Annotated in this window: 20 protein-coding genes and 1 pseudogene; 13 read left to right on the top strand and 8 right to left on the bottom strand. The window is 70.9% G+C overall.

Annotated elements, in window-relative coordinates; all coding sequences use genetic code 11:
- Positions 1-128 precede the first annotated feature (128 nt).
- From AC07AG_RS23590 to AC07AG_RS23575, 4 genes are all read left to right on the top strand, one after another.
- Positions 129-1,490 carry an aminotransferase class III-fold pyridoxal phosphate-dependent enzyme gene (locus AC07AG_RS23590; protein WP_478757392.1) on the top strand — a complete coding sequence of 454 codons (1,362 nt, stop codon included), beginning with the start codon at positions 129-131 and terminating at the stop codon, positions 1,488-1,490.
- A 791-nt stretch (positions 1,491-2,281) separates the two neighbouring features.
- Positions 2,282-2,995 (top strand): GntR family transcriptional regulator, encoded by a 714-nt coding sequence (locus AC07AG_RS23585; protein WP_478757391.1) that lies wholly within the window; start codon positions 2,282-2,284, stop codon positions 2,993-2,995.
- Complete coding sequence (locus AC07AG_RS23580) at positions 2,992-5,454, top strand: dolichyl-phosphate beta-glucosyltransferase (protein WP_478757390.1); 2,463 nt, start codon at positions 2,992-2,994, stop codon at positions 5,452-5,454. Before AC07AG_RS23585 ends, AC07AG_RS23580 begins: the two co-directional genes overlap by 4 nt.
- Before the next feature lie 112 nt (positions 5,455-5,566).
- Positions 5,567-6,217, top strand: coding sequence for a hypothetical protein (locus AC07AG_RS23575; RefSeq protein WP_478757388.1), 651 nt, complete (start codon positions 5,567-5,569; stop codon positions 6,215-6,217).
- Between the two features lie 92 nt (positions 6,218-6,309).
- Here the strand turns inward: AC07AG_RS23575 and AC07AG_RS23570 are convergent, their stop codons facing one another.
- Positions 6,310-7,101 carry an SLATT domain-containing protein gene (locus AC07AG_RS23570; protein ID WP_478757387.1) on the bottom strand — a complete coding sequence of 264 codons (792 nt, stop codon included), beginning with the start codon at positions 7,099-7,101 and terminating at the stop codon, positions 6,310-6,312.
- A gap of 339 nt (positions 7,102-7,440) precedes the next feature.
- Between AC07AG_RS23570 and AC07AG_RS23565 the strand changes: the two genes are divergently transcribed.
- The 3 genes from AC07AG_RS23565 (at position 7,441) to AC07AG_RS23555 (ending at position 9,223) form a co-directional block, all read left to right on the top strand.
- Positions 7,441-7,782, top strand: a complete 342-nt coding sequence (locus AC07AG_RS23565; protein WP_160506267.1) for a YbaB/EbfC family nucleoid-associated protein — start codon at positions 7,441-7,443, stop codon at positions 7,780-7,782.
- Between the two features lie 81 nt (positions 7,783-7,863).
- Positions 7,864-8,463 (top strand): recombination mediator RecR, encoded by a 600-nt coding sequence (gene recR / locus AC07AG_RS23560; protein ID WP_030781910.1) that lies wholly within the window; start codon positions 7,864-7,866, stop codon positions 8,461-8,463.
- Complete coding sequence (locus AC07AG_RS23555) at positions 8,456-9,223, top strand: DUF5063 domain-containing protein (RefSeq protein ID WP_478757384.1); 768 nt, start codon at positions 8,456-8,458, stop codon at positions 9,221-9,223. Before recR ends, AC07AG_RS23555 begins: the two co-directional genes overlap by 8 nt.
- A 53-nt stretch (positions 9,224-9,276) precedes the next feature.
- On the opposite strand, the gene AC07AG_RS23550 is transcribed toward AC07AG_RS23555, so the two are convergent.
- Together AC07AG_RS23550 and AC07AG_RS23545 are read right to left on the bottom strand one after the other, a co-directional pair.
- A complete protein-coding gene (locus tag AC07AG_RS23550; protein ID WP_478757383.1) occupies positions 9,277-10,386 on the bottom strand; it encodes a hypothetical protein in 1,110 nt (369 codons plus the stop codon).
- The gene (locus AC07AG_RS23545; RefSeq protein WP_478757381.1) at positions 10,352-10,765 is read right to left on the bottom strand and encodes a PadR family transcriptional regulator; all 414 of its coding nucleotides are present in this window, start codon (positions 10,763-10,765) and stop codon (positions 10,352-10,354) included. Before AC07AG_RS23545 ends, AC07AG_RS23550 begins: the two co-directional genes overlap by 35 nt.
- A gap of 302 nt (positions 10,766-11,067) precedes the next feature.
- Between AC07AG_RS23545 and AC07AG_RS23540 the strand changes: the two genes are divergently transcribed.
- From AC07AG_RS23540 to AC07AG_RS23525, 4 genes are all read left to right on the top strand, one after another.
- A complete protein-coding gene (locus tag AC07AG_RS23540; protein WP_478757379.1) occupies positions 11,068-12,339 on the top strand; it encodes an aspartate kinase in 1,272 nt (423 codons plus the stop codon).
- Positions 12,336-13,391, top strand: a complete 1,056-nt coding sequence (locus AC07AG_RS23535) for an aspartate-semialdehyde dehydrogenase (RefSeq protein WP_478757377.1) — start codon at positions 12,336-12,338, stop codon at positions 13,389-13,391. Before AC07AG_RS23540 ends, AC07AG_RS23535 begins: the two co-directional genes overlap by 4 nt.
- Before the next feature lie 382 nt (positions 13,392-13,773).
- Entirely contained in the window at positions 13,774-14,433 is a 660-nt protein-coding gene (locus tag AC07AG_RS23530; RefSeq protein WP_361053111.1) for a SigE family RNA polymerase sigma factor, read from the top strand.
- 311 nt (positions 14,434-14,744) lie between these two features.
- Positions 14,745-15,752 carry a hypothetical protein gene (locus AC07AG_RS23525; RefSeq protein WP_478757376.1) on the top strand — a complete coding sequence of 336 codons (1,008 nt, stop codon included), beginning with the start codon at positions 14,745-14,747 and terminating at the stop codon, positions 15,750-15,752.
- Between the two features lie 108 nt (positions 15,753-15,860).
- On the opposite strand, the gene AC07AG_RS23520 is transcribed toward AC07AG_RS23525, so the two are convergent.
- Positions 15,861-16,640, bottom strand: a complete 780-nt coding sequence (locus AC07AG_RS23520; RefSeq protein ID WP_478757374.1) for an SURF1 family protein — start codon at positions 16,638-16,640, stop codon at positions 15,861-15,863.
- 133 nt (positions 16,641-16,773) lie between these two features.
- Entirely contained in the window at positions 16,774-18,606 is a 1,833-nt protein-coding gene (locus tag AC07AG_RS23515) for a S9 family peptidase (protein ID WP_478757373.1), read from the bottom strand.
- Positions 18,607-18,677: 71 nt separating this feature from the next.
- Between AC07AG_RS23515 and AC07AG_RS23510 the strand changes: the two genes are divergently transcribed.
- On the top strand, positions 18,678-19,508 hold the full coding sequence (locus AC07AG_RS23510) for a class I SAM-dependent methyltransferase (protein ID WP_478757371.1): 831 nt from the start codon (positions 18,678-18,680) through the stop codon (positions 19,506-19,508).
- Between the two features lie 48 nt (positions 19,509-19,556).
- Here AC07AG_RS23510 and AC07AG_RS23505 read toward each other — a convergent pair whose 3' ends face one another.
- Together AC07AG_RS23505 and AC07AG_RS23500 are read right to left on the bottom strand one after the other, a co-directional pair.
- Positions 19,557-20,153, bottom strand: a complete 597-nt coding sequence (locus AC07AG_RS23505) for a GNAT family N-acetyltransferase (protein WP_478757370.1) — start codon at positions 20,151-20,153, stop codon at positions 19,557-19,559.
- A 185-nt stretch (positions 20,154-20,338) separates the two neighbouring features.
- The gene (locus AC07AG_RS23500; protein WP_478757368.1) at positions 20,339-21,562 is read right to left on the bottom strand and encodes a serine hydrolase domain-containing protein; all 1,224 of its coding nucleotides are present in this window, start codon (positions 21,560-21,562) and stop codon (positions 20,339-20,341) included.
- Between the two features lie 233 nt (positions 21,563-21,795).
- Here AC07AG_RS23500 and AC07AG_RS23495 point away from each other — a divergent pair.
- Positions 21,796-22,017 (top strand): annotated as a pseudogene (locus AC07AG_RS23495) (protein kinase domain-containing protein); the annotation flags it as partial.
- Between the two features lie 38 nt (positions 22,018-22,055).
- Here the strand turns inward: AC07AG_RS23495 and AC07AG_RS23490 are convergent.
- Entirely contained in the window at positions 22,056-22,595 is a 540-nt protein-coding gene (locus AC07AG_RS23490) for a hypothetical protein (RefSeq protein ID WP_478757367.1), read from the bottom strand.
- Positions 22,596-22,620 lie beyond the last annotated feature (25 nt).

Genomic DNA, 22,620 nt, shown 5'->3' with positions numbered 1-22,620 from the left:
AGGGCAACCGCACGGCCCAGGTGCAGGGCCCCCGCCCCGGGGCCCCGACACACTGTCCAGTACCCCCCGCCCCCGCGAAACAGACCGCCCATGTCCCGTCCACTCCGTGGACATTTACCCTCGCCCACATGACCCCTCAGCCGAACCCCCAGGTCGGCGCCGCCGTCAAGGCGGCGGACCGCGCGCACGTGTTCCACTCCTGGTCCGCACAGGAGCTGATCGACCCCCTCGCCGTAGCCGGCGCCGAGGGCTCGTACTTCTGGGACTACGACGGAAACCGCTACCTCGACTTCACCAGCGGCCTCGTCTTCACGAACATCGGATACCAGCACCCGAAGGTCGTCGCCGCGATCCAGGAGCAGGCGGCGACGATGACGACCTTCGCCCCCGCCTTCGCCGTGGAAGCCCGCTCCGAGGCCGCACGCCTCATCGCCGAGCGGACCCCGGGCGACCTCGACAAGATCTTCTTCACCAACGGCGGCGCGGAGGCCGTGGAGAACGCGACCCGCATGGCGCGTCTGCACACCGGCCGCCCGAAGGTGCTCTCCGCCTACCGCTCGTACCACGGCGCCACCTCCGCCGCGATCAACCTCACCGGCGACCCCCGGCGCTGGCCCTCCGACAACGGCACGGCGGGCGTCGTCCACTTCTGGGCGCCGTTCCTCTACCGCAGCCCCTTCTACGCCGAGAACGAGCAGCAGGAGTGCGAGCGCGCCCTCCAGCACCTCGAGGACACCATCGCCTTCGAGGGCCCGCAGACGATCGCGGCGATCATCCTGGAATCCGTCCCCGGCACGGCAGGCATCATGACCCCGCCGCCCGGCTACCTCTCCGGCGTACGCGAGATCTGCGACCGGCACGGCATCGTCTTCATCCTCGACGAGGTCATGGCGGGCTTCGGCCGCACCGGCAAGTGGTTCGCCGCCGATCACTTCGACGGCGGCATCGTGCCCGATCTCCTGACCTTCGCGAAGGGCGTGAACTCCGGTTACGTCCCGCTCGGTGGTGTCGCGATCTCCTCCGCCATCGCGGAGACGTTCGCCCGCAGGCCCTACCCGGGTGGTCTCACGTACTCCGGGCACCCCCTGGCCTGCGCGGCGGCCGTCGCGACGATCAACGTCATGGAGGACGAGGGCATCGTCGAGAACGCGGCACGGGTCGGTACGCAGATCATCGCGCCCGCCCTCGCGGAGCTCGCCGAGCGGCACCCGAGCGTGGGCGAGGTCCGTGGCCTCGGCATGTTCTGGGCCCTGGAGCTGGTCAAGGACAAGGAGACCCGCGAGCCGCTGGTCCCGTACAACGCCACGGGCGAGGCGAACGCCCCGATGGCCGCGTTCGGCGCCGCCGCGAAGAAGCAGGGCCTGTGGCCCTTCATCAACATGAACCGCACCCACGTGGTCCCCCCGTGCAACATCACGGACACGGAGGCGAAGGAGGGCCTCGCGGCGCTGGACGCGGCGCTGAGCGCGGCAGACGAACACGTGTCCTAACCCCGGAGCCACCCCCCCGAAGCCTGGCCCGTCCCGGCCCTGAACCGCTGGCGGCGGTGCCAGGCTTCGGGCCCGCCCCCGCCCCGGGGCCGCCTCGCGGTGGCCCCAGGCTTCGGGCCCATTCCCGCCTGGGACCGCCTCGCGGTGGTGCCAGGTCCGAGCCCGTTCCCGCCTGGGACCGCCTCGCGGTGGTGCCAGGTCCGAGCCCGCCCCCGCCCCGGACCGCCTCGCGGTGGTCCCAGGCTTCGGACCTTCGCCGCCCTGTGCTGCCGCTTCGCGGCGGATCACTCCCACCCGCCCACCCATCACCCTGTGGCGGATCCCACCCACCCATGACCCTCGGGGGCAATCGGGTGGGTGGGCGGGAAAGATCCGCCGCGAAGCGGCGGCACAGGCACAGGCACAGACGGACCCGCACCCGCGATCCGGCCCCGGCCCCGGCCCCGGAAGGCCACCCCGCCCGGAAGGCAGCCCCACCCCCGAAGCCCCCCCAGCGCAGGGAAGCCCCACCCCCGAAGACCGCCCCCCCCTCAGCGCAGGGAAGCCCCCCCGGAAGGTCACCCAGCCCAGGGACCAGCCCAGGGACCAGCCCAGGGACCAGCCCAGGGACCAGCCCAGGGAAAAGCCCCCCAAACGCCCCCACCCCAACCAAGCCCCCCACAAACGCCCCCCCACAAACGCCCCCACCCCCCGGGAACCCCGACCGCGTAGTCTGACGTGCTCGTAAGCAAGACGACCGCCAAGGCGCCCCCGCCAGAACCGGCCCGCCAGACACTCCCGAGGGAACCCAGATGCCCGGCACCGACGGCACCGCCGTCATCCGCAGCACTCTGCGCCAGCAGATCGCCGACGCGCTGCGCGACGAGATCCTCGGCGGCCGTCTGGAGCCCGGCCAGGAGTTCACGGTCAAGGAGATCGCCGAGCAGTACGGCGTCTCCGCGACCCCGGTCCGCGAGGCCCTGGTGAACCTCGCCGCGCAAGGCCTCCTCGACGCCGACCAGCACCGCGGCTACCGCGTCCACGAGCACTCCCTCGCCGACTACCGCAGCATGCTGCAGGCCCGCGGCCTCGTCGCCGACGGAATCTTCCGCGACCTCATCGACAAGGGAACTCCGCTGGGGCCCAAGGGCCAGCAGGAAGCCTCCGACGCGCTCATCTCCGTACGCCGCCGCGGCGAGGAGGCCGCACGCGCCGCCTGCGCGGGCGACCTGAACGTCCTCATCGGCTACGACCTGCGCTTCTGGCGCGAGCTCAGCGCCCTCTTCGGCAACCCCTACCTCTCGGACTTCCTGCACCGCATCCGCGTCCAGTCCTGGGTCTGCGCCGTCACCTACCTCCGCCGCGCCGTCGAACGCGGCGACGGCGACCTGCGCGGCACCCTGTGGGCCCGGCACACCGAGCTCGTCGACGCCCTCGTGCACCGCGACCCCAAGGGCGCGCACGCCATCGTCGACGAGTACAACGCCCACTCGCTCGCCCTCATCGAGCGGCTGGCCGCTGCATGAGCGTGGATCTGACCGTCGTCGTCCCCGCCTACAACGAGGAGCGGCGCCTGGCTCCCACGCTGGCCGCGATCAGGGCGTACCTGGAGGACGGGCCCGAAGGAGCCGACCGCGGTATCCGGGATACCCGGGATACCCGGGATACCCGGGATACCCAGTGGGAGCTGATCGTCGTGGACGACGGCTCCACCGACGGCACCCTCGACATCGCGGCCGACGCCGAGGCCGCCGACCCCCGCGTCCAGCTCATCCACTCCGACCGCAACCTCGGCAAGGGCCACGCCCTGCGCCTCGGCGTCCTCGCCTCGCGCGGCGACCGCGTCCTGATCACCGACGCCGATCTGGCCACCCCCATCGAGGAGCTCGAGTGCCTCGACAAGGCGCTCGCCGACGGCCATGGAGCGGCGATCGGCTCCCGCGCCCGGCCCGGCGCGACGATCGAGAGCCACCAGCACCGCCTGCGCGAACTCCTGGGACGTACCGGCAACTTCTTGATACGAACGGTCGCCGTCCCCGGAGTCCGCGACACCCAGTGCGGCTTCAAGCTCTTCGACGGCGACCGTGCCCGTGAGGCCTTCGCCGCGTCCCGCCTGCGCGGCTGGGGGATCGACGTCGAGATACTGCAGTACTTCCGCCGCGCCGGCTGGCCCGTCGCCGAGGTGCCGGTGCGCTGGGCGCACCAGGAGGGCTCGAAGGTCCGCCCGCTCGACTACGTGAAGGTCCTGGCCGAACTGACCAAGCTCAAGGCCCGTGCCATTCGCCCGAAGGACCTGCTCGTCGCGGCGTTCTTCCTGGCCATGGCCATCACCCTCTACTCGGGCCGCTGGATCGCACCGGGCGACCGCTATCTCCCCGACTCGCTCCAGGACCAGAACCAATGGGAGTGGTTCTTCGCGGTGACGGCGGACAACGTCCGCCACCTCCAGAACCCCCTCTTCACGACCCTCCAGAACTTCCCCGACGGCGTGAACCTCATGGCCAACACGGTCATGCTCGGCCTCTCCGTCCCCTTCGCCCCCGTGACCTGGCTCTTCGGCCCGGCGGTCGCCCTGAACGCGGCGATGACGCTGGGCCTCGCCGCGACCGGGGTCGCCTGGTACTGGCTGATCCTCAGGCGTCTCGTACGGCACCGGGGCGCGGCGGCCGTCGGCGCGGCACTCGCCGCCTTCGCGCCACCGATGATCAGCCACGCCCACGCGCACCCGAACTTCATGGTCCTGTTCATGATCCCGCTGATCATCGACAGGGCGCTGCGCCTCTGCGAGGCCGAGGGCACGAGCGTCGCACGGGACGGGGTCGTCCTCGGGCTCTTCACGACGTACCAGATCTTCCTCGGCGAGGAACCTTTGCTGCTCGCGGCGCTCGGCATGCTGCTGTTCGCGGCGGCGTACGGCCTTGTGCGCAGGGATGTCGCGAGGGACGTGTTCCGGCCCCTGGCGCGCGGCCTCGGGGTGGCGGTGGCGGTCACCGTCCCGCTGGTCGCCTTCCCGCTCCACTGGCAGTTCTTCGGGCCGCAGAGCTACACGAGCGTGCTGCACGGCGACAACGCGGGCAACAGTCCGCTCGCGCTCCTCTCCTTCGCCGAACGCTCGCTCGCGGGCAACGCCGAGACGGCATCCGCCCTCTCCGCGAACCCCACCGAGCAGAACGCCTTCTACGGCTGGCCCCTGGCCGCGCTGGCCTTCGCGATCGTCGTACGGCTCTGGGAGCGGGCGGTGGTGAAGGCGCTGGCCTTCACGGTCCTCGCGGCGGCGTTCCTCTCGCTGGGCCCGAAGTTCCGCATCCCGCTGACGGACATCGTGCTGCCGGGCCCGTGGGCGGCCCTGGCGCACGCGCCGCTCTTCGAGTCGGTGATCGAGTCGCGGGTGGCGATGGTGTGCGCCCCGGCGCTCGGGATGCTCATCGCCCTCGCGCTGGCCCGCCTCCTGGCTTCTGCGCGCCGGATGACGGCCGCGCGGTACGCGGGCGTGGCCGTGGTCGCCCTCGCGCTCCTGCCGATCGTGCCGGCGCCGCTGCGGGCTGTGGAGCGGGCGGAGGTCCCGGCGTTCATCGCCGACGGGGCCTGGCGGAAGTACGTGGGGGAGGGCGAGTCCCTCGTACCGGTACCGCTCCCGGATCCTTCCGGCGCGGAGGCGCTGCACTGGCAGACCACGGCCGACCTGGGCTTCAGCCTCCCCGGCGGCTACTTCAACGGCCCCTGGGGCCCGGACCGGGTTGGCATCTACGGAGCCTCGCCCCGCAACACGTCGAACCTCCTGCGGGACGTCCGTGCGTCGGGCCGTGCGCCGCAGATCACGGACGCGTGGCGCAGGGCGGCCCGCGAGGACCTGGCGTACTGGAACGCGGGCGTCCTGGTCCTCGTGCCGCAGGAGCACGACGCCGAACTACGGGTGACGGTGGAGGAACTCCTTGACCGGCCCGGAAAGTGGGTAGACGGGGTGTGGATCTGGGATCTGCACTAGGGGAGCTAGGGGGCGTCCGCCCGGACTACGCTGCCTGAACGCGAGGAACGTCCGACGTCCGAAATGCCGACCGCGTATGAGACCGCGTATGAGCCTGACCTGAGGAGCACCCTTGGCCTGTGATCTGTGGCTGGTCCCGCTCGTCGACGTGCTGTGCCACAGCCCCGACAACCCCTTCGCGGAGGAGATCGCGGCGTACGACAAGGCGCTGCACGAGGCCGGCCTGCCCCCCGTTCCCGTCTTCGCCTACATGCCGGGCCTGTCCGGGGACGTGGCCCCGGTCGCGGGCTTCGACTACGACGCGCTGCATTTCCTGCGCCGGGCGTATCTGCTCCAGGTCTGCGGCCTCGAGGTCACGCCGGTGGACGAACTGGGCGGGGACTACGAGCAGTTGCTGGAGATGTTCGACGCGACGGCCCAGCAGTCGCACCTGGTCTGGCACTACGACCACGCGGGTGCGTACGTCCCTGTCGACTTCCCGGCGCCGTTGTCCAACGACGAACTGCTTGCGGGCGGGGGCCCCTTGGGCTCGGCGCAGGCGCTGCTGCGGGAACTGGAGTTCGTGGCCCCGTCCATCGGCATAGACGCGGCGAACCCTCCGCGTCCGCCGACTCCGCCGGAGGCGCCCACGTCCCTGGAGGAACCGGCGGCCCCGGCTCCCCCGGACGACAGCCCCTTCGCGAGGGAGCGCCACGTGTGGCTCGGCCTGCACGCGGCAACCACCAGAAGCCTGGCGCAAGGCTCAATGATCATCTACAGCTGACCCGGCTGGGCGGGATGGGGGAGGGCCCCGCGGGGACCGCCCCGCAGGGACCGCCCCAACCTGCACCCACCTCTCCACCCCCCCCATCCCTCTCAACGAGGCTCAGGCGGGCGCTGCCGAGGCATGTTGGGGCGCGCCCCCGGCGGCAGGGCGGCCCGGATGGGGAGGACGGTTCCTGCCTCCCCCCGGGAGGCAGGAACCACGGCCTGCATGGCCAACGGCGCGGGGCCCGACCGGAACTCCACCATCCAGTCCGCGGTCTCCGACCGCACCAGCTCGGTCACATCCTCCGAGAACCGCCGCAGCACCCCAAGACACCGCTCGGCAGCCTCACTCGCGGTCCCCTCGGTGGGCCCGAGCACCTCCCGCACACTCTCCGACGCCCAGTCGAACTGCAGCACCTGAAGCCGCCGCTGCACGGCCTGCGCGGTGGCCACGTCCCGCATCCACCCGGAGGTCAGCCCGAAGAACCGGTCGCACCCGAGACACGCGACCCCCGCGAGCAGCGAGACGAAACCCCAGGTGGCGACGTTCTCCACCGCCCCCGCGAGATCGAGCAGCGGAAACACCCCCGCCCCCACGGCCCCCACCGCGGCCCCGGCCCGCGCAAGCCGCGCCCCGCACCGTTTCCACGCCCGGTCGGACAAGTACCACTCCGCGGTGTTGAGCGCGCCCCGCTCCACCCACCGGTACAGCTCGTCGAGCCGTTCCGCGGGCTCACCCCAGTCGCCGAGGGGAAAGGCCCGCCCCGTCAGATCCCCGAGCCGATCACCGTCCGCGCCACCGGAAGCGCTCCGCTGCGCACCGGCACCCGCCCCGGCACCGGCCCCGGCACCCTGCCCCTCATGGGGCACCCCCTCGGGCTGCATATCCGGCTGGCTCACCCGGCACTCCCTCTACCTCTACGAGATCCCTGACTGTTCCCTGCGGCGGTTCCGTACGGTGCGCGCCCCGTGACAGCTGGTGCTGACGCGACAGTTGTCATCTGCTGTCATCTGCTCATGCGCAGCCCCAGTCCTACCGCCCAATGGGTGGCCCTGAGCCCGGTTTCACGGTATTTCCGCCCGGAAGAGGTGCTTGATCAGGTATAGGAGGACGGCCGATCTCACTCGAAAGAGTGCTGGGGCGAGGGCACCCGCGACCACGTAGGCTCATTCCAGGTGGAAAATCCACCGTAAATACCTCAACAAAACGTCACAGACCATCCGAGACAGGAGCTGATCGTGATCCCCGGTGGTGGCCAGCCCAACATGCAGCAGCTGCTCCAGCAGGCCCAGAAGATGCAGCAGGACCTCGCGACCGCGCAGGAGGAGCTCGCGCGCACCGAGGTCGAAGGCCAGGCGGGCGGCGGCCTCGTCAAGGCGACGGTCACCGGTTCCGGCGAGCTGCGCGGCCTCGTGATCGACCCGAAGGCGGTCGACCCGGAGGACACCGAGACTCTCGCGGACCTGGTCGTCGCGGCGGTCCAGGCGGCGAACGAGAACGCGCAGGCGCTCCAGCAGCAGAAGCTGGGCCCGCTCGCGCAGGGCCTGGGCGGCGGCGGTATCCCGGGCCTTCCCTTCTAAGAGGGCCGCAGGCCAACTACCGTACGTATCAAAGCCTGATACTCGGCAAGAGCAGAAAACTGGAAGCAGGAAAGGCACCCCGTGTACGAAGGCGTGGTTCAGGACCTCATCGACGAGTTGGGCAGGCTGCCCGGCGTCGGTCCCAAGAGCGCGCAGCGGATCGCCTTCCACATCCTGCAGGCGGAGCCGACGGACGTACGCCGCCTCGCGCACGCCCTCCTTGAGGTGAAGGACAAGGTCCGCTTCTGCGCGACCTGTGGCAACGTCGCGCAGGAAGAGCTCTGCAACATCTGCCGCGACCCGCGCCGCGACCTCAGCGTCATCTGCGTGGTCGAGGAGCCGAAGGACGTCGTGGCGATCGAGCGTACGCGCGAATTCCGGGGGAAGTACCACGTACTGGGTGGAGCGATCAGCCCCATCGAGGGGGTCGGCCCGGACGATCTGCGTATACGAGAGCTGCTCGCGCGGCTCGCGGACGGCACGGTCACCGAGCTGATCCTCGCCACGGACCCGAACCTGGAGGGCGAGGCCACGGCGACGTACCTCGCGCGCATGATCAAGCCCATGGGCCTGAAGGTCACCCGCCTGGCCAGCGGGCTCCCTGTCGGGGGAGATCTGGAATACGCGGACGAGGTCACCCTGGGCCGCGCCTTCGAGGGGAGACGACTCCTAGATGTCTAAGAAGCAGCCGGAGAACGCAGCAAAGCCGGAAGCGACAGCCGCCGCCGAGCAGATCGTGGTTGCCGAGCCGATCGTCGTCCCGGAACCGATCATCGATGCTGAGTCGACGGTCCTCCTGCACGCGTCCGCCCAGGACCCGGACTCCTTCGCCGTGCAGATCTCGGATCAGATCGAGAGCTTCATCGTCGCGGTGACAGAGGTGGCCAAGGGCGACGAGCCGGACTCGGCCATCCCCTTCCTCCTCCTGGAGGTCTCCCAACTCCTCCTGGCCGGCGGCCGCCTGGGCGCGCACGAGGACATCGTCCCCGAGGAGCGCTACGAGCCGGACCTCGGCCCGGAGCGCGACGTCGACGACCTGCGTGAACGCCTGGCGGCCATGCTGGAGCCGATCGACGTCTACTCCGAGGTCTTCGATCCGTACGAGCCCCGCAAGGCCCCGGTGGCCTGCCGCATCTCGGACGACCTGGCAGACGTGGTCGCCGACCTCTCCCACGGCCTGGCGCACTACCGTGCGGGCCGCACCACGGAGGCCCTGTGGTGGTGGCAGTTCTCGTACTTCTCGAACTGGGGCTCCACGGCATCCGGCGCCCTCCGCGCCCTCCAGTCCCTGGTGGCCCACGTCCGCCTGAACCAGCCCCTTGAGGACCTCAACGGCCTGGACACGGACGAGGACTTGGCCGAGGACGCGCTGGCAGAGGCGGCGGGCAAGGTCATGGCGGAGGAGATCGCCGGGCCCCTGGGCCTGCGCTCGGTGCAGTGACCGGCAGCTCCGGTCCGGGCCCAACCGCCCGGACCGGACAAGGCCGGTGAGGATCAGCCCTTCGCACCCAAGTCGCCCGCGCCGCCCGTGCGGCCCGCGCCGCCCGGCCGCAACTTCCGCCACAGCGACCACGCGGTGGTGGCCCAGGCCCACACGCCGACGGCCAGCACGACGACCTTGGCCCAGAACCAGAGGGACGCAGGCTCCGGGTCGCTGACCAGGTCGAGCCCCCACCAGAGAAGCCCCCCGGTGAACAGGGCGGTCGGCAGCACCTCGGCCCGCGCCGCGCGCCGCGACTTCCCCGGCCCTTCGCTGAGCCGCAGTGCGTAGACCTCGACATCGCCGAACTCGTCCGCGGCACTCCCGCCCGAGGCGGCGAGATGGTCCCGCGCCTCGGCCACACAGCGCCGGGCGCTCCCCGCGGACATGCCGTGCCGTCCCCGCAGCAGCGCGGAGAGCCGTGTCAGCCAGGCCTCGTCATCACTCCGTATCGCCTCGGCGGGCATGGACCGGCCACGGAACCAGCGCCCGACGGGCTCGGCGGGAACGCGCCATCCCAGCACCCCGAGCAGCGCGCCGACGACGAACAACGAGGGTGCGGGAACGCTCACTTGAGGACCCCGGGGTATGGCGGTGAACCCCGCGGCGCAGGCCACCACGAGCACAGCGGCGCAGCCCATGGCGGCCCGCCCGGCCCGAAGCCGCCCCGCCGCACGCAGCTCGGGGATGACGCCGGTCACGAGGACGATGAGCACGGCGAGCAGCAGCCCGGCCCCACCCGTGGGCCAGCCGACCGGAATCCAGAGCCCCACGCTTGCCCACAACACCACACCGAACAGGGCGACTTGGGCGCCAGCCACAAGGAGTGAGCTGGTGAACCGGTCGCCGGCGGCGAAGCCCTCGACGTCGACGGAGCTGCGATGGGCCTCGTCGATCCGCTCGGCGGCCACGGCATCGGCGTACGCGGCGGGATCGCCCAGTACCTCCCGGGCGGGGAGCCCCGCCTCCGCGGCGGTCAGCCGGGCCTCCTCGAGCACCTGCTCGGCGAGCCCGTCGGGCGGTGTGTGCCCCAGAGCCAGAGCGAACTCGAACTCGGCGGCCCACTGCGCGTCGTCGCCGCTGGGCCAGTCAGGCTTCTGTTCCTTGCCGTCCGTACGCATCATCGTGTTCCCCCAGTTCTTGTCGGCTCTCCGACCTCTCCGGCGAGTCCCCGCCGTCAGCGCCGCCGGCCAGGGCGGTCACCACGCCGTCGAAGTGACGCCAGGCGCGATACTCGACGGCCAGCCGCTCGCGGCCCGTGTCGGTGAGGCTGTAGTACTTCCGCCCGGGTCCGCCGTCGCCCGCGCTCCAGCGGATGTCGACGGCACCTTCCTCTTCCAGCCTGGTCAAGGCCGGATAGAGAGTCGCCGCCTTGGCATGGGTCATCCCGGCCGCACTCAACTCCTGAAGCAGTGCGTAGCCATAGCTCTCGCCCCGGTCCAACATCCCGAGCAGGCACAACGGCAACGCCGCACGCAGCCAGGCCGAGCTGACTTCCGGCATGTACCTCACCTCCTCGACTAGTTGAGTTTTCAGAATAGTCCGAGTCTCGGACATCCGCCACCCCCCGACGTGGAGAACCTGTGACCCGCCCCACTTTCCGGAGTGCTCCACTCCCCAGCGGGCATGTGCCAAGCCGAGCGGTCGAAACGTGCGCCCCGAGCAGCGGGAGCGTATGCCGGTGGATGATCACTTAGTGGGCGGGACATCTCACGATGTGATATCTGCGAGGCGAATTTCGGCCGCTCGTTAGACTGAGCCGACCGCAGCAGTGCGGTAAGAGACGGACTGAGCGAGGAGCGCACGTGAGCCTTGTCGTGCAGAAGTACGGAGGCTCCTCCGTAGCCGATGCCGAGGGCATCAAGCGGGTCGCCAAGAGGATTGTCGACGCCAAGAAGAACGGCCATCAGGTCGTTGTCGTGGTGTCCGCCATGGGTGACACGACGGATGAGTTGATCGATCTTGCCGGGCAGGTATCCCCGATTCCTGCCGGGCGTGAATTCGACATGCTGCTGACCGCCGGGGAGCGGATCTCCATGGCGCTGCTGGCCATGGCGATCAAAAACCTGGGTCACGCGGCCCAGTCGTTCACGGGCAGCCAGGCCGGTGTCATCACCGACTCCGTCCACAACAAAGCGCGGATCATCGATGTCACGCCGGGCCGCATCCGGGCCTCGATCGACGAGGGCAACATCGCCATCGTCGCCGGGTTCCAGGGCGTCAGCCAGGAGGGCAAGAACATCACCACGCTCGGTCGTGGTGGATCCGACACGACCGCTGTCGCCCTCGCGGCCGCGCTCGACGCTGAGGTCTGCGAGATCTACACGGACGTGGACGGCGTTTTCACCGCCGACCCCCGTGTGGTGAAGAAGGCCCAGAAGATCGACTGGATCTCGTTCGAGGACATGCTGGAGCTCGCGAGCTCCGGGTCCAAGGTGCTGCTCCACCGCTGCGTGGAGTACGCCCGCCGCTACAACATCCCGATTCACGTGCGCTCGTCCTTCAGTGGGCTGCAGGGCACGTGGGTCAGCAACGAACCGCAAGGGGACCGCAAGGTGGAGCAGGCCATCATCTCCGGTGTCGCGCACGACACCTCGGAGGCCAAGATCACGGTCGTCGGCGTGCCGGACAAGCCGGGTGAGGCCGCCGCGATCTTCCGCGCCATCGCGGACTCCGGGGTCAACATCGACATGATCGTGCAGAACGTGTCGGCGGCCTCGACCGGGCTCACGGACATCTCGTTCACGCTGCCCAAGGCCGAGGGCCGCAAGGCGATCGACGCGCTCGAGAAGACCCGCTCGGCGATCGGCTTCGACTCGCTCCGTTACGACGACCAGATCGCCAAGATCTCGCTGGTCGGCGCGGGCATGAAGACGAACCCCGGCGTCACGGCCGCCTTCTTCGAGGCGCTCAGCGACGCGGGCGTGAACATCGAGCTGATCTCGACCTCCGAGATCCGCATCTCGGTCGTGACCCGCGCCGATGACGCGAACGAGTCCGTCCGCGCCGTGCACACCGCCTTCGGCCTCGACTCCGACACGGACGAGGCCGTGGTCTATGGAGGCACCGGGCGATGACCGGAAAGCCGACGCTCGCGGTCGTCGGAGCGACCGGGGCCGTCGGCGCGGTCATGCTCCAGATCCTGTCGCAGCACGCCGACATCTGGGGCGAGATCCGACTCGTGGCCTCACCGCGCTCGGCCGGCAAGAAGCTGACCGTGCGCGGTGAGGAGATCGAGGTCCTCGCGCTGGGCGAGGACGTCTTCGACGGCGTCGACGTCGCCATGTTCGACGTGCCCGACGAGGTCAGCGCGCAGTGGGCTCCCATCGCCGCGTCCAAGGGCGTGGTCGTGGTGGACAACTCCGCCGCTTTCCGGATGGACCCGGACGTGCCGCTGGTCGTCCCGGAGGTCAATCCGCATGCCGCGCGCGTACGCCCGCGCGGCATCGTCGCCAATCCCAATTGCACGACCCTCTCGATGATCGTGGCCGTCGGCGCGCTGCATGCCGAGTTCGGCCTGCGCGAGCTGATCGTCTCCTCGTACCAGGCGGTGAGCGGGGCCGGGCGCGACGGCGTGGACACGCTGCGGCGGCAGATGTCGCTGGTGGCGGGCTCGGAGCTCGGCACCCACCCCGGTGACGTACGACGCGCCGTCGGCGACGACACCGGGCCCTTCCCGGAGCCCGTGGCGCTGAACGTGGTGCCGTGGGCCGGGACGCTGCGGGACGACGGCTGGTCGTCCGAGGAGATGAAAGTGCGGGACGAGTCCCGCAAGATCCTCGGCCTGCCCGATCTGAAGGTCGCCGCCACGTGCGTACGCGTGCCGGTCGTGACCACCCACTCGCTGACCGTCCACGCGCGCTTCGAGGACGAGGTCACGGTGGACCGCGCGCGCGAGATCCTGGCCACCGCCCCGGGCGTCGTGCTCTTCGACAATCCGGCCGCCGGTGAGTTCCCGACACCCGCCGACGTGGTCGGGACCGACCCCACGTGGGTGGGCCGGGTGCGGCGCGCGCTGGACGATCCGACGGCCCTGGAGCTCTTCGTGTGCGGGGACAACCTGCGCAAGGGGGCCGCGCTGAACACGGCCCAGATCGCGGAGCTGGTGGCGGCGGAGTTCACGTCCTGATGGGGCAGATCGGTCCAGACCAGGCCTGATCGTGCCTGATCAGGCCCGACCGGGCCTGAATGATCCCCGGGGTGAAAGCGTTTGTGGGATCTGTGTAAGTTCTGTGTCCAACTTGGTGGCCAGGATCGCTTGAACTGGACCATTGCCGCGTTCGAAGATTCGCATTATTCGTCCCCGTCCACTGCAACCGGCAGCTGGGCGGGGCGCGTCTTTGCGATCGCCCTCCCGGGGGCATGACCTGAGCGCTGCGAAAACTGGGCATAGGGGAAGAGCTGGTACGCATGGGGGCATTTGATGCATCGTCACCGACACCGACGATGCCTGCCGCAAACGCGCCGCGCGATGCGTACAACCCTCACGGGGGTAAGCGTGTCCAACAGGCGTGGCAGAGGTACTCGATTTCACAGCGGTTCAGGCGAGGGGCGCGACCCTGCGTCCGCCTCGCCGTCCCCGTGCGCCCGCCGGCATGCCGGTGATCGCCCCCATGCCCACCACGAGATCGGCCCGCATCCCGGCGCAGCGCGAGGGCGCTGAGGAGACGATGAGCGCGGGCACCACAGTCGACCACCTGACCGAGACCTACCGCGCCCACTACAGGTCGCTCCTCGGTCTCGCGGCGCTGCTTCTCGACGACACGGCCTCCTGCGAGGACGTCGTGCAGGAGGCGTTCATCCGGGTGCACTCGGCGCGCAAACGCGTCCGGGACCCGGAGAAGACGCTCGCCTATCTGCGGCAGACCGTCGTGAACCTCTCGCGGTCCGCGCTGCGGCGCCGGATCCTCGGTCTCAAGCTGCTCTCGAAGCCGATGCCGGACATGGCGAGCGCCGAGGAGGGTGCGTACGACCTCCTTGAGCGGGACGAACTGATCAAGGCGATGCGCGGTCTCCAGCGCCGCCAGCGCGAGGTCCTGGTCCTGCGGTATTTCGCGGACATGACCGAGGCGCAGGTCGCCGAGACCCTGGGCATATCGCTCGGGTCGGTGAAGGCGTACGGCTCGCGCGGGATCGCGGCTCTGCGGGTCGCCATGGAGGCACCGGCATGAGTAAGCAGGAGTACGGGCGCGAGCGTGATCGCGATGAAGACGTCGAGAACGTCGAGAACGCAGAGAACGTCGGGAACGCAGAGAGCGCCGAGAGTACTGAGAGCGCCGAGAGCGCCGAGTTTGAGCAGCATGCTGGGGACGGAACTGTGAAACACGGTCAGGGTGACGAGCCCACCGGGTCCGAGCGTGAGGCCGGTGCCGCGCCGGGCGCTTCGCCGGGCGACTCGCCGGACGCTTCACCGGGTGCCGCATCGGATTCGACGCCGGATCCCGCACCGGATTCCACGCCGGATCCCGCGTCTGATTCCGCCTTGGATTCCCTCTTCGGCGGTGAGAGCGGCCCCGACGAGCTGGCGCTGCGCAGGATGATGCGTTCGGCCGTCCAGGAGATCGAGCCGGGGGACCGCGCCCTGGAGCGTCTGCGGCACGCGGTGCCCGCGCGGCGGGCGCGCAAGCGCCAGGCCGTGGTCGGCATGGCCGCCGCCGCGCTCTTCATCGGTACCGCCATCCCCGCTCTCGTGCACGTGACGAACTCCGGCGGCGGATCGGACGACCGGCCGTCGATCGCGGGCAACAGCGAGCAGACGCAGGGCGGTTCCAGTCAGGGCAAGGGCCCGGACGGCGGGGAGAAGGGCGAGGGCAGCGACTCCGGCCCCTCCAAGTCCAAGGACAAGAAAGACAAGAAGGACAAGAAGGACGGCAAGGGGAAGGGCGAGTCCAGCGGCGGCGCGACCGGTGGCCCCGACCCGTCGGGCACAGAATCCGCCGACTCGCCTGCCTGCACGGCGGACCAGCTCGGCGACGCAGGCGGTAGCGCGGGTGCGGCGGAGGCCGACGGCAAGGTGTACGGCAGCTTCCGCATCTCGAACGTCTCCACCAGCAGCTGCACGGTCAGCGCCGCGGGCAGCGTGACCACGTCGACGACGGGGGCGGCCGACCCCGCGAAGATCGGCGTCGCCGACCATGTGGCGGGCGACGCGGCGACCGGTCTGCCGGACCCGGCCCAGGCGGTCAGCTCGCTGGTCCTCCAGCCGGGGGCCGCGTACGAGGTGAAGTTCGCCTGGGTGCCTTCGGAGGCGTGTCCCACGGACGGCGGCGGCGATCCCTCGCCCGACCCGACACCGACGGAGGGCAGCGGCGGGGACGGCGGTACGCCGGGCGGCGTCGAGCCCCAGATGGTGCGCGAGGACGGCGGCGTCCTCGACGGCGGAGTGACGGTGTCCCTGACGGCGCCCGCGGGCGCGCCCGCGTCGGGCGCGACGATCGCCAACGCGTGTGCGGGGACGGTCTACAAGACGGGAATGCTGTCGGCGTCGTAGGCGACACCGACGGGTACGCACACACGCGCACACGCTTACACGCATACGCCGGGCGGGCTGGAAGCTTCCAGCCCGCCCGGCGTTCTGCGTTCTTGAGTGCCGCGCGGGCTAACTCTCGGGCAACAGCCCCAGCTCGGCGTCCCGCGCGAACTCCCGCTCCCGTCGGAACAGCCGGAACCACATGAAGACGACGAACCCCGCGAAGACGAACCACTCGCCGGTGTAGCCGAGGTTCTGGAAGGCCTTGAGGTCGAGCCCGGAGTTCTCCGGCGCGGCCGCCGGCACGGCCTTCATCCCGGAGTCGCCCTTCTCCAGGGTGACCCAGGCGTCGTACACATTGCCCTGGACCAGGTTCACCAGCGAGGCCGCGCTGATGGCGCCGAGCTGCCCGTCAGGCAGCCCTCCGGCCGCGCTGACCCCGTTCGACCCGGGGCTCTCGGAGGCCTGGAGCGCGCCCGTCACGGTGACCTCACCGGACGGCGCCGCGGGAGCCTTCGCCGCGCTCGCGTTCCCGGGGAGCCAGCCCCGCACGACGGGCAGGTCCTTGCCGTTGTCGGTGCGCAGGAGCGTCAACACGTAATACCCGGGCTTGTCGTCCAACTCCCGGTCCGGGACCAGCAGTTGCTTGCCGTACCGCCCTGTCGCGGACGCCCGTTCCCCGGATGTCTCCTGGTCCACGGGGAGCAGCGAGTCCAGCGGCCTGGGCTTCGTCTCCGACTTGGCCGGCGACGCCTGCCGGTCCGCCTGCTTCTGCGCGGCGTCGTGCGCCTCGACGCGGTCCTCGAACCGCCCCAGCTGCCATGACCCCATGAAGATGCAGACGGGGATGGCCAGCAGTACGAAGACGTTGATCCCCCACCAGCGGGGCGTCAGCAGGAACCGGTACACACCCCCACGGTACGGGGGCGCCCGTCGGAGACAGGCCGCGGGGTTGGCGAAGCCGCCCGCCCCACGGCCACCGCCCGCCCCGCAGCCACCGCCCGCCCGACGGCCACGGCCCGCCCCGCGGCCAGGTCCCCGGCTAGCGGAGGTGTCGCTCGGCGAAGTCCAGTTCCAACCGCACCTGCTTGATCCGCTCGTCCACGACGAGCGAGCCGTGCCCTGCGTCGTACCGGTACACCTCGTGCACCGCGTCCCGGGCCTTGAGCCGGTCCACGTAGTTGTCGACCTGGCGGATCGGGCAGCGCGGGTCGTTCACGCCCGCCGAGATGTAGACCGGCGCCTTCACCGCGTCCACGTACGTCAGCGGGGACGAGGCCTCGAAGCGCTCCGGGACCTCCTCGGGCGTACCGCCCAGGAGCGTGCGGTCCATGGCCTTCAGGGCCTCCATCTCGTCGTGGTACGCCGTCACGTAGTCCGCGACCGGCACCGCGGCCAGGCCCACCGCCCAGGCGTCGGGCTGGGTGCCGACGCCGAGCAGCGTGAGATACCCGCCCCAGGAGCCGCCGGCCAGGACGATGCGGGCCGGGTCCGCGAGGCCCGACGTCACCGCCCACTCCCGGACCGCCGCGATGTCCTCCAGCTCGATCAGGCCGACCCGGTGCTTGAGGGCGTCCGTCCACTCGCGGCCGTACCCCGTCGAGCCGCGGTAGTTGACCCGCACCACCGCATAGCCGTGGTCCACCCAGGCCGCAGGGCCCGCCGCGAACGCGTCGCTGTCGTGCCACGTCGGGCCGCCGTGGATCTCGAAGACCGTGGGCAGGGGGCCGCTCGCGCCGGCCGGCTTCTGCACGAGGGCGTGGACCCGGCCGCCCGGGCCTTCCACCCACACGTCCTCCACCGGCACGGAGGCCGGGGCCTTCATGCCCGGAGGGTCGAGCACGACGCCGCCCGTCGTCGAGCGCACCACCGGCGGCTCGGCGGCCGACGACCACAGGTACTCCACGCTGCCGTCCGGCCGCGCGGTCGCCCCCGAAACGGACCCGGCGGGAGTGTCGACCCTGACGAGATCGCCCGAGGCGAATCCATACCGGAACAGCTCGCTGCGCGCCTCGAAGCTGTGCGCGATGAGCAGGGCGGAGCCGTCCGGATACCACTCGGCGCTCACGTCCCCCGGCAGGTCGAGCGCCAGGTCCGTCTCCTCGCCCGACGCGACGTCCCACACCATCGGCTCCCAGCGGCCACGCCGCTGATGCCCGACGAGCAGCCGGGTGTCCCCGTCGACCGGAGCGAAGCCGAGGACCTCGAGGCCCAGCTCGACCGTGCCGCCCTTGGTGTCGTCGAGCTCGGCGACCGTGGAGCCGTCCGGCCTGACCACCCGGAGGGTGGAGTGCATCGCGTCGCCGTGCTCCGTGTGCTCGACGGCGATCAGCGAGCCGTCGTGGGAGAGGTCGCCGACGCCGGCGGACTCGCGGTGGCGGTAGATCTCGACGGGGTCGGCGCCCGGGGAACGTACGACATGGATCGTCGAGCCCTCTTCGTCCGTCGAGCGGCCGACGACCGCCATCCGCCCGTCGTGCGCGAGGGCGAGGCCCGCCGGATACGACGCTTCGAGTCCCGCCACCGCGGGCTCGTCGCTGCCGCCGCCCGCGAAGGGCTGGCGCATCCATACGCCGAACTCGTCGCCGTCCGTGTCGTCGAACCACCAGATCCATTCGCCGTCCGGCGAGACGAGGCCGTCCGTCGTGCCGTTCGGCCGGTCCGTCACCTGGCGCTGCTCGCCGGTCGCGCGGTCCCATGCGTACAGCTCGTACGTCCCCGTCGCGTTCGACACGAACAGGGACCGGTCGGGGGCGTCCTCCGCCCAGTCGGGCAGCGACACGCGCGGCGCACGGAACCGCTTCTCCCAGTCCGGCATCTCCGTGCCCCCGCCCGCATCGGTCGTCTCCACTGCACCCGCACCCAAGTCGCTCATGGACCCCATAGTGCACGCCCCCGCCGACAATCCGCTGGCGAGGGTCCCCAGCCTGTGGATAACTTTCTGGGATGTACTCACCGACCCCCTCCGACTGGCGCGAGGCCAACCGAAGACGCTGGGACGAGCGAGTCCCCCTCCATCTCGCCAGCGACTACTACGACCTCGCAGCCTTCCGCTCGGGCAAGGACCCGCTGCGCGGCTTCGAGCTCACGGAGGTCGGTGACGTCACCGGGCGCTCGCTGCTCCACCTCCAGTGCCACATCGGCCTCGACACCCTCTCCTGGTCCCGGCACGGCGCGTCCCGCGTGGTCGGGCTCGACTTCTCCGAACCCGCCGTCGACGCGGCCCGCGACCTCGCCGCGGAGCTCGGCCTCACCGCCGACCAGGCGTCCTTCGTCGCCGCCGATGTCTACGACGCGGCCGATGCGGTGCCCGACTCCTCGTACGACATCGTCTACACCGGCGTGGGCGCCCTGTGCTGGCTCCCGGACATCCAGCGCTGGGCCGAGACGGCGGCCGCGCTCGTCGCGCCCGGCGGCTTCCTCTACCTCTCGGAGTTCCACCCGCTCGCGGACATCCTCGACGACGCGACGGGCTCACGGATCGAGTACGACTACTTCGCCCGCGACGCCTGGATCGACGAGACCCCCGGCGGATACGCGGACACGACCACCCCCACGGTGCACAACCGCAGCGTGGAATGGCAGCACCCCGTGGGCGAGGTCGTCACGGCCCTGGCAGCGGCGGGCCTGCGCATCGACTTCCTCCACGAGCACGACGCGACGCTCTTCGAGCGCTTCGGCAGCCTCGAACTGCGCGACGGCACCTACCGGTTCCCCGCGGACCGCCCCCGCATCCCCCTCATGTACTCCCTGAAGGCGAGCAAGGCGGTGACCTGAGCCTTCCGGGTGCGCGCACCGCTCAAGGCCGCCGCTCAAGGCCGCCGCTCAAGGCCGCGCGGTGGGCCGCATCCACCCCTCCCACACGATCCCGGCCGGCGTCGGGGTCTCGGTCTCGCCCCGGCGGGGCGGCGCCGTCGATCCGGGCGCACCCCGGTCGAACTCCCCGAGTTTCGTCCAGCCCCAGGACCGCAGGACCTCCCGCCCCAGATCGTCGTCCCGCTTGATGACCGCGACGACCAGATCCGTGGTGTGCCGGATGAGCAGCAGCGTGCGCAGGCGGTCCGAGACGCCCTGGCGCCGGTAGGCGGGCACGACCATCAGCTCGGTCAGGATGAAGACCCGGCCCGAGGCCGTGCGTTCCTCGACCTCCGGGGGAAGGACGCCGCGGAACCCCTCCCACCAGTCGCCGGTACGCGCGGCGCGGTAGCCGTACAGACAGCCGATCAGGCCCGCCGCGTCGGCGACGACCATGTCGAAGTCGAGCCGCTGCACGGTGCTCTCGAACGTGTGCAGGAACCCCTGCCGGTCCCGGTACTCGGCTCCGGCGTCTCCTTCGTAGGCCTCGACATAGACGTCGGCGACCGCTTCCCGCTGCTGCTCCGCCTGCCAACGGGTCAGCCGCCGCAAGAACACCTCTGCCATTCGTTCTTCCTCCGCCCGCCCCCGCCGAGGGAACCCCTCGGCCCCCTCGACACCCCTGGACTCCGCATGGTGACACCACCGAACGGTGAGCGGAACGGGGCGTCGGGTATCCATCGCACCGGGTCAGTGCGGCACCCGGGCCCCTCCGCGCGTTCACGTGCCTTCGGCGGGCGGGCGGGGCGCTTCTAGCGCGGGGGTACCGGGCGGTCGTAGACGTTGCCGGGGGTGACGATCTCGGTGATCGCGCGGGCGAGCGGCGACGACGGCTCCACACCGTTCTGTGTGATGTCGGTGTTGAGCTGCACCACCAGGGTCGCCTTCTTCGAGGGAAGGTAGACCGTCACGCTCTCGTAGCCCGGGATGGAGCCGTTGTGCCCGATCCAGCCGCCGCTCTTGAAGATGCCGAGGCCGTAGCTCGTACCGGGGTAGCCGGTCGGCAGCATCCGCAGCCGCTGCTTCTGGGTCGCGGGGCTGAGCAGCTCCCCGGTGGCGACGATCTTGGCCCAGCGGCGCAGGTCGTGCATGTTCGAGATCATCGCCCCGGCGGTCCAGCCCCAGCTGGGGTTCCAGTCGGTGGCGTCCTCGACCTTTCCGCTCAGCGTCTGGTTGGTGTAGCCGCGCGGGTGCGGCTCGGGGAACTCGGGTCCGCTGGGGAACAGGGTGTGCTCTAGGTGGGACGGGCGGAGCACCTGCTCGTCGATGAAGTCGGCGGCGCACTGGCCGCTGATCTTCTCGATCACCAGCCCCAGGAGGACCAGGTTGGTGTTGGAGTACTGGAACTCCTTGCCCGGCGCGAAGGTGTTCTTGTGCTTGTAGCCGTACGCGAGCACCTCCCGCGGGGTGAAGGAACGGCTCGGGTCGCTCAGCAGATCGTGCTGGAAGTCCGCGTCGGCGGTGTACGGGAACAGGCCGCTGCGCATCTCGGCGAGGTGGCGGAGCGTGATGCGGCGGCCCTTCGGTACGCCGTCGACGTAGCGGGAGATCGGGTCGTCGAGCCGGATCAGCCCGTCATCGACGAGCTTGAGCAGCGCGGTGACCGTGAAGGTCTTGGTCTCGCTGCCGATCCGCGTGTACAGGTCGGTGGTCATCGGCCGGCCGGTGGCCTTGTCGGCGACCCCGGTCGCGCGGACGTAGCACCCCTTGCCCGGCATCCACAGCCCGACGGCGACACCGGGGATACCGGCATCCCGGCGGACCTTCGCGATGGCCTTGTCCAGGCGCGCGGTCGTGCGGCGGTCGAAGCCGCCCGAGGCGCAGTCGTCCTGGCCGTGGCCGTGGCCGTCGCCGACCGCGGGCTGGACCGCGGTACCTGCGGTGGTGGCGGTGGCGGGAGCCGCCGCCATCGGGGCCAGCACGGACGCCACCAGCAGCGAAGCTGCGAACAGTCGCCGGGAGGAAGTACTTCGCATGTCGGGGCACCGCTTCCGGTTCGAGGCTGAGGTGAGGGTGCAACGGCACCACCCCGAGCGTGGCGGGAGGCCCTCCTGCGGTCCGCGTCCCCGCGAGTCCACTCGATCGGACCGATGTTCGGCAGTCGGACACTGATCGCGGTCCGTCGCCGCTCTCCGGCGGGATGACGTACGCAGCTCTGCGGCGGGATGACGTGCGCAGCTCTGCGGCCGGATGACGGCCTCCGCCCTGGAGGGCCGTGCATGTCACCGGAGCACTGCACCGGGACGTGAAGCCTGCCAACGTGCTGCTGCGACCGGACGGCAGCGCCGTCCTCACCGACTTCGGGATCGCCGCACTCGGCGGGGAGCCGCACACGGCGACGGGCGGCATCATCGGCTCAGTCGACTACATGGCACCCGAGAGGATGCGGGGCCTGCCCGCGGGACCCGCCGGTGACCTCTTTTCTCTGGGGGCGGCGCGCCCTGACCTTTTACGACGGGCAGGGCACCGTCACAGATGCAGCATGGACATCACTTCAGGACTCCGCACACCGGTGGCGACACTGGGGATGTCCTCGCCGGGCCGGATCCATCCCGCGTTCTCCGCTGCGGTGACGGCGGCCTTCTCCGCGGTGTCGGCTTCGGTGTTCAGGCCTTCGTCGGCGCCCAGGGACTTCGCGCCCGCCGCCGTCCCCGCGGCCAGCGAGGCCTTGAGGGCGGCCTGGCAGGCGAGGGCGGACGATTCGGCCTCGCCGTCGACGAGTTGACCCATCTGGGAAGCCTGCGCGGCGGACGAGGCAGCGTTCCTGGCGCAACGTGAATCCGCCGCGGGATCGGGCTCGCTCTCGGAGAGCACGGCGAGGGCCTGCGCCGCCACGCGGGCCGCGTGCGCGGCCTTCCATGCGGCGTCCGCGTGGCCTTCGGAGGCCTGTCGCTCGACGTAGCGGCTGAGGGCCGCCGCCCGCGCGGCCGCGCTCTCGGCCCGCGCGGCGTGCCGCGCCTTGAGGGCTGCGGCCGTCGGCTCCCGCTCTTCGTGGTTGTGCTCGTTCACCGGCACCTCCTTGGCTGCAGGGAGC

This window comes from Streptomyces sp. NPDC044044, from assembly GCF_056434405.1.
The sequence above is the reverse complement of the archived record's forward strand: the minus strand, read 5'-3'. Positions and strand labels throughout refer to the sequence as shown.

Coding starts and splice junctions, on each gene's coding strand:
- AC07AG_RS23585 (WP_478757391.1), top strand. CDS start 2,282: ATGCCCGGCACCGACGGCACCGCCGTCATCCGCAGCACTCTGCGCCAG.
- AC07AG_RS23555 (WP_478757384.1), top strand. CDS start 8,456: ATGTCTAAGAAGCAGCCGGAGAACGCAGCAAAGCCGGAAGCGACAGCC.
- AC07AG_RS23505 (WP_478757370.1), bottom strand. CDS start 20,153: ATGGCAGAGGTGTTCTTGCGGCGGCTGACCCGTTGGCAGGCGGAGCAG.
- AC07AG_RS23535 (WP_478757377.1), top strand. CDS start 12,336: ATGACCGGAAAGCCGACGCTCGCGGTCGTCGGAGCGACCGGGGCCGTC.
- AC07AG_RS23500 (WP_478757368.1), bottom strand. CDS start 21,562: ATGCGAAGTACTTCCTCCCGGCGACTGTTCGCAGCTTCGCTGCTGGTG.
- AC07AG_RS23545 (WP_478757381.1), bottom strand. CDS start 10,765: ATGCCGGAAGTCAGCTCGGCCTGGCTGCGTGCGGCGTTGCCGTTGTGC.
- AC07AG_RS23580 (WP_478757390.1), top strand. CDS start 2,992: ATGAGCGTGGATCTGACCGTCGTCGTCCCCGCCTACAACGAGGAGCGG.
- AC07AG_RS23590 (WP_478757392.1), top strand. CDS start 129: ATGACCCCTCAGCCGAACCCCCAGGTCGGCGCCGCCGTCAAGGCGGCG.
- AC07AG_RS23510 (WP_478757371.1), top strand. CDS start 18,678: ATGTACTCACCGACCCCCTCCGACTGGCGCGAGGCCAACCGAAGACGC.
- AC07AG_RS23550 (WP_478757383.1), bottom strand. CDS start 10,386: ATGATGCGTACGGACGGCAAGGAACAGAAGCCTGACTGGCCCAGCGGC.
- AC07AG_RS23515 (WP_478757373.1), bottom strand. CDS start 18,606: ATGAGCGACTTGGGTGCGGGTGCAGTGGAGACGACCGATGCGGGCGGG.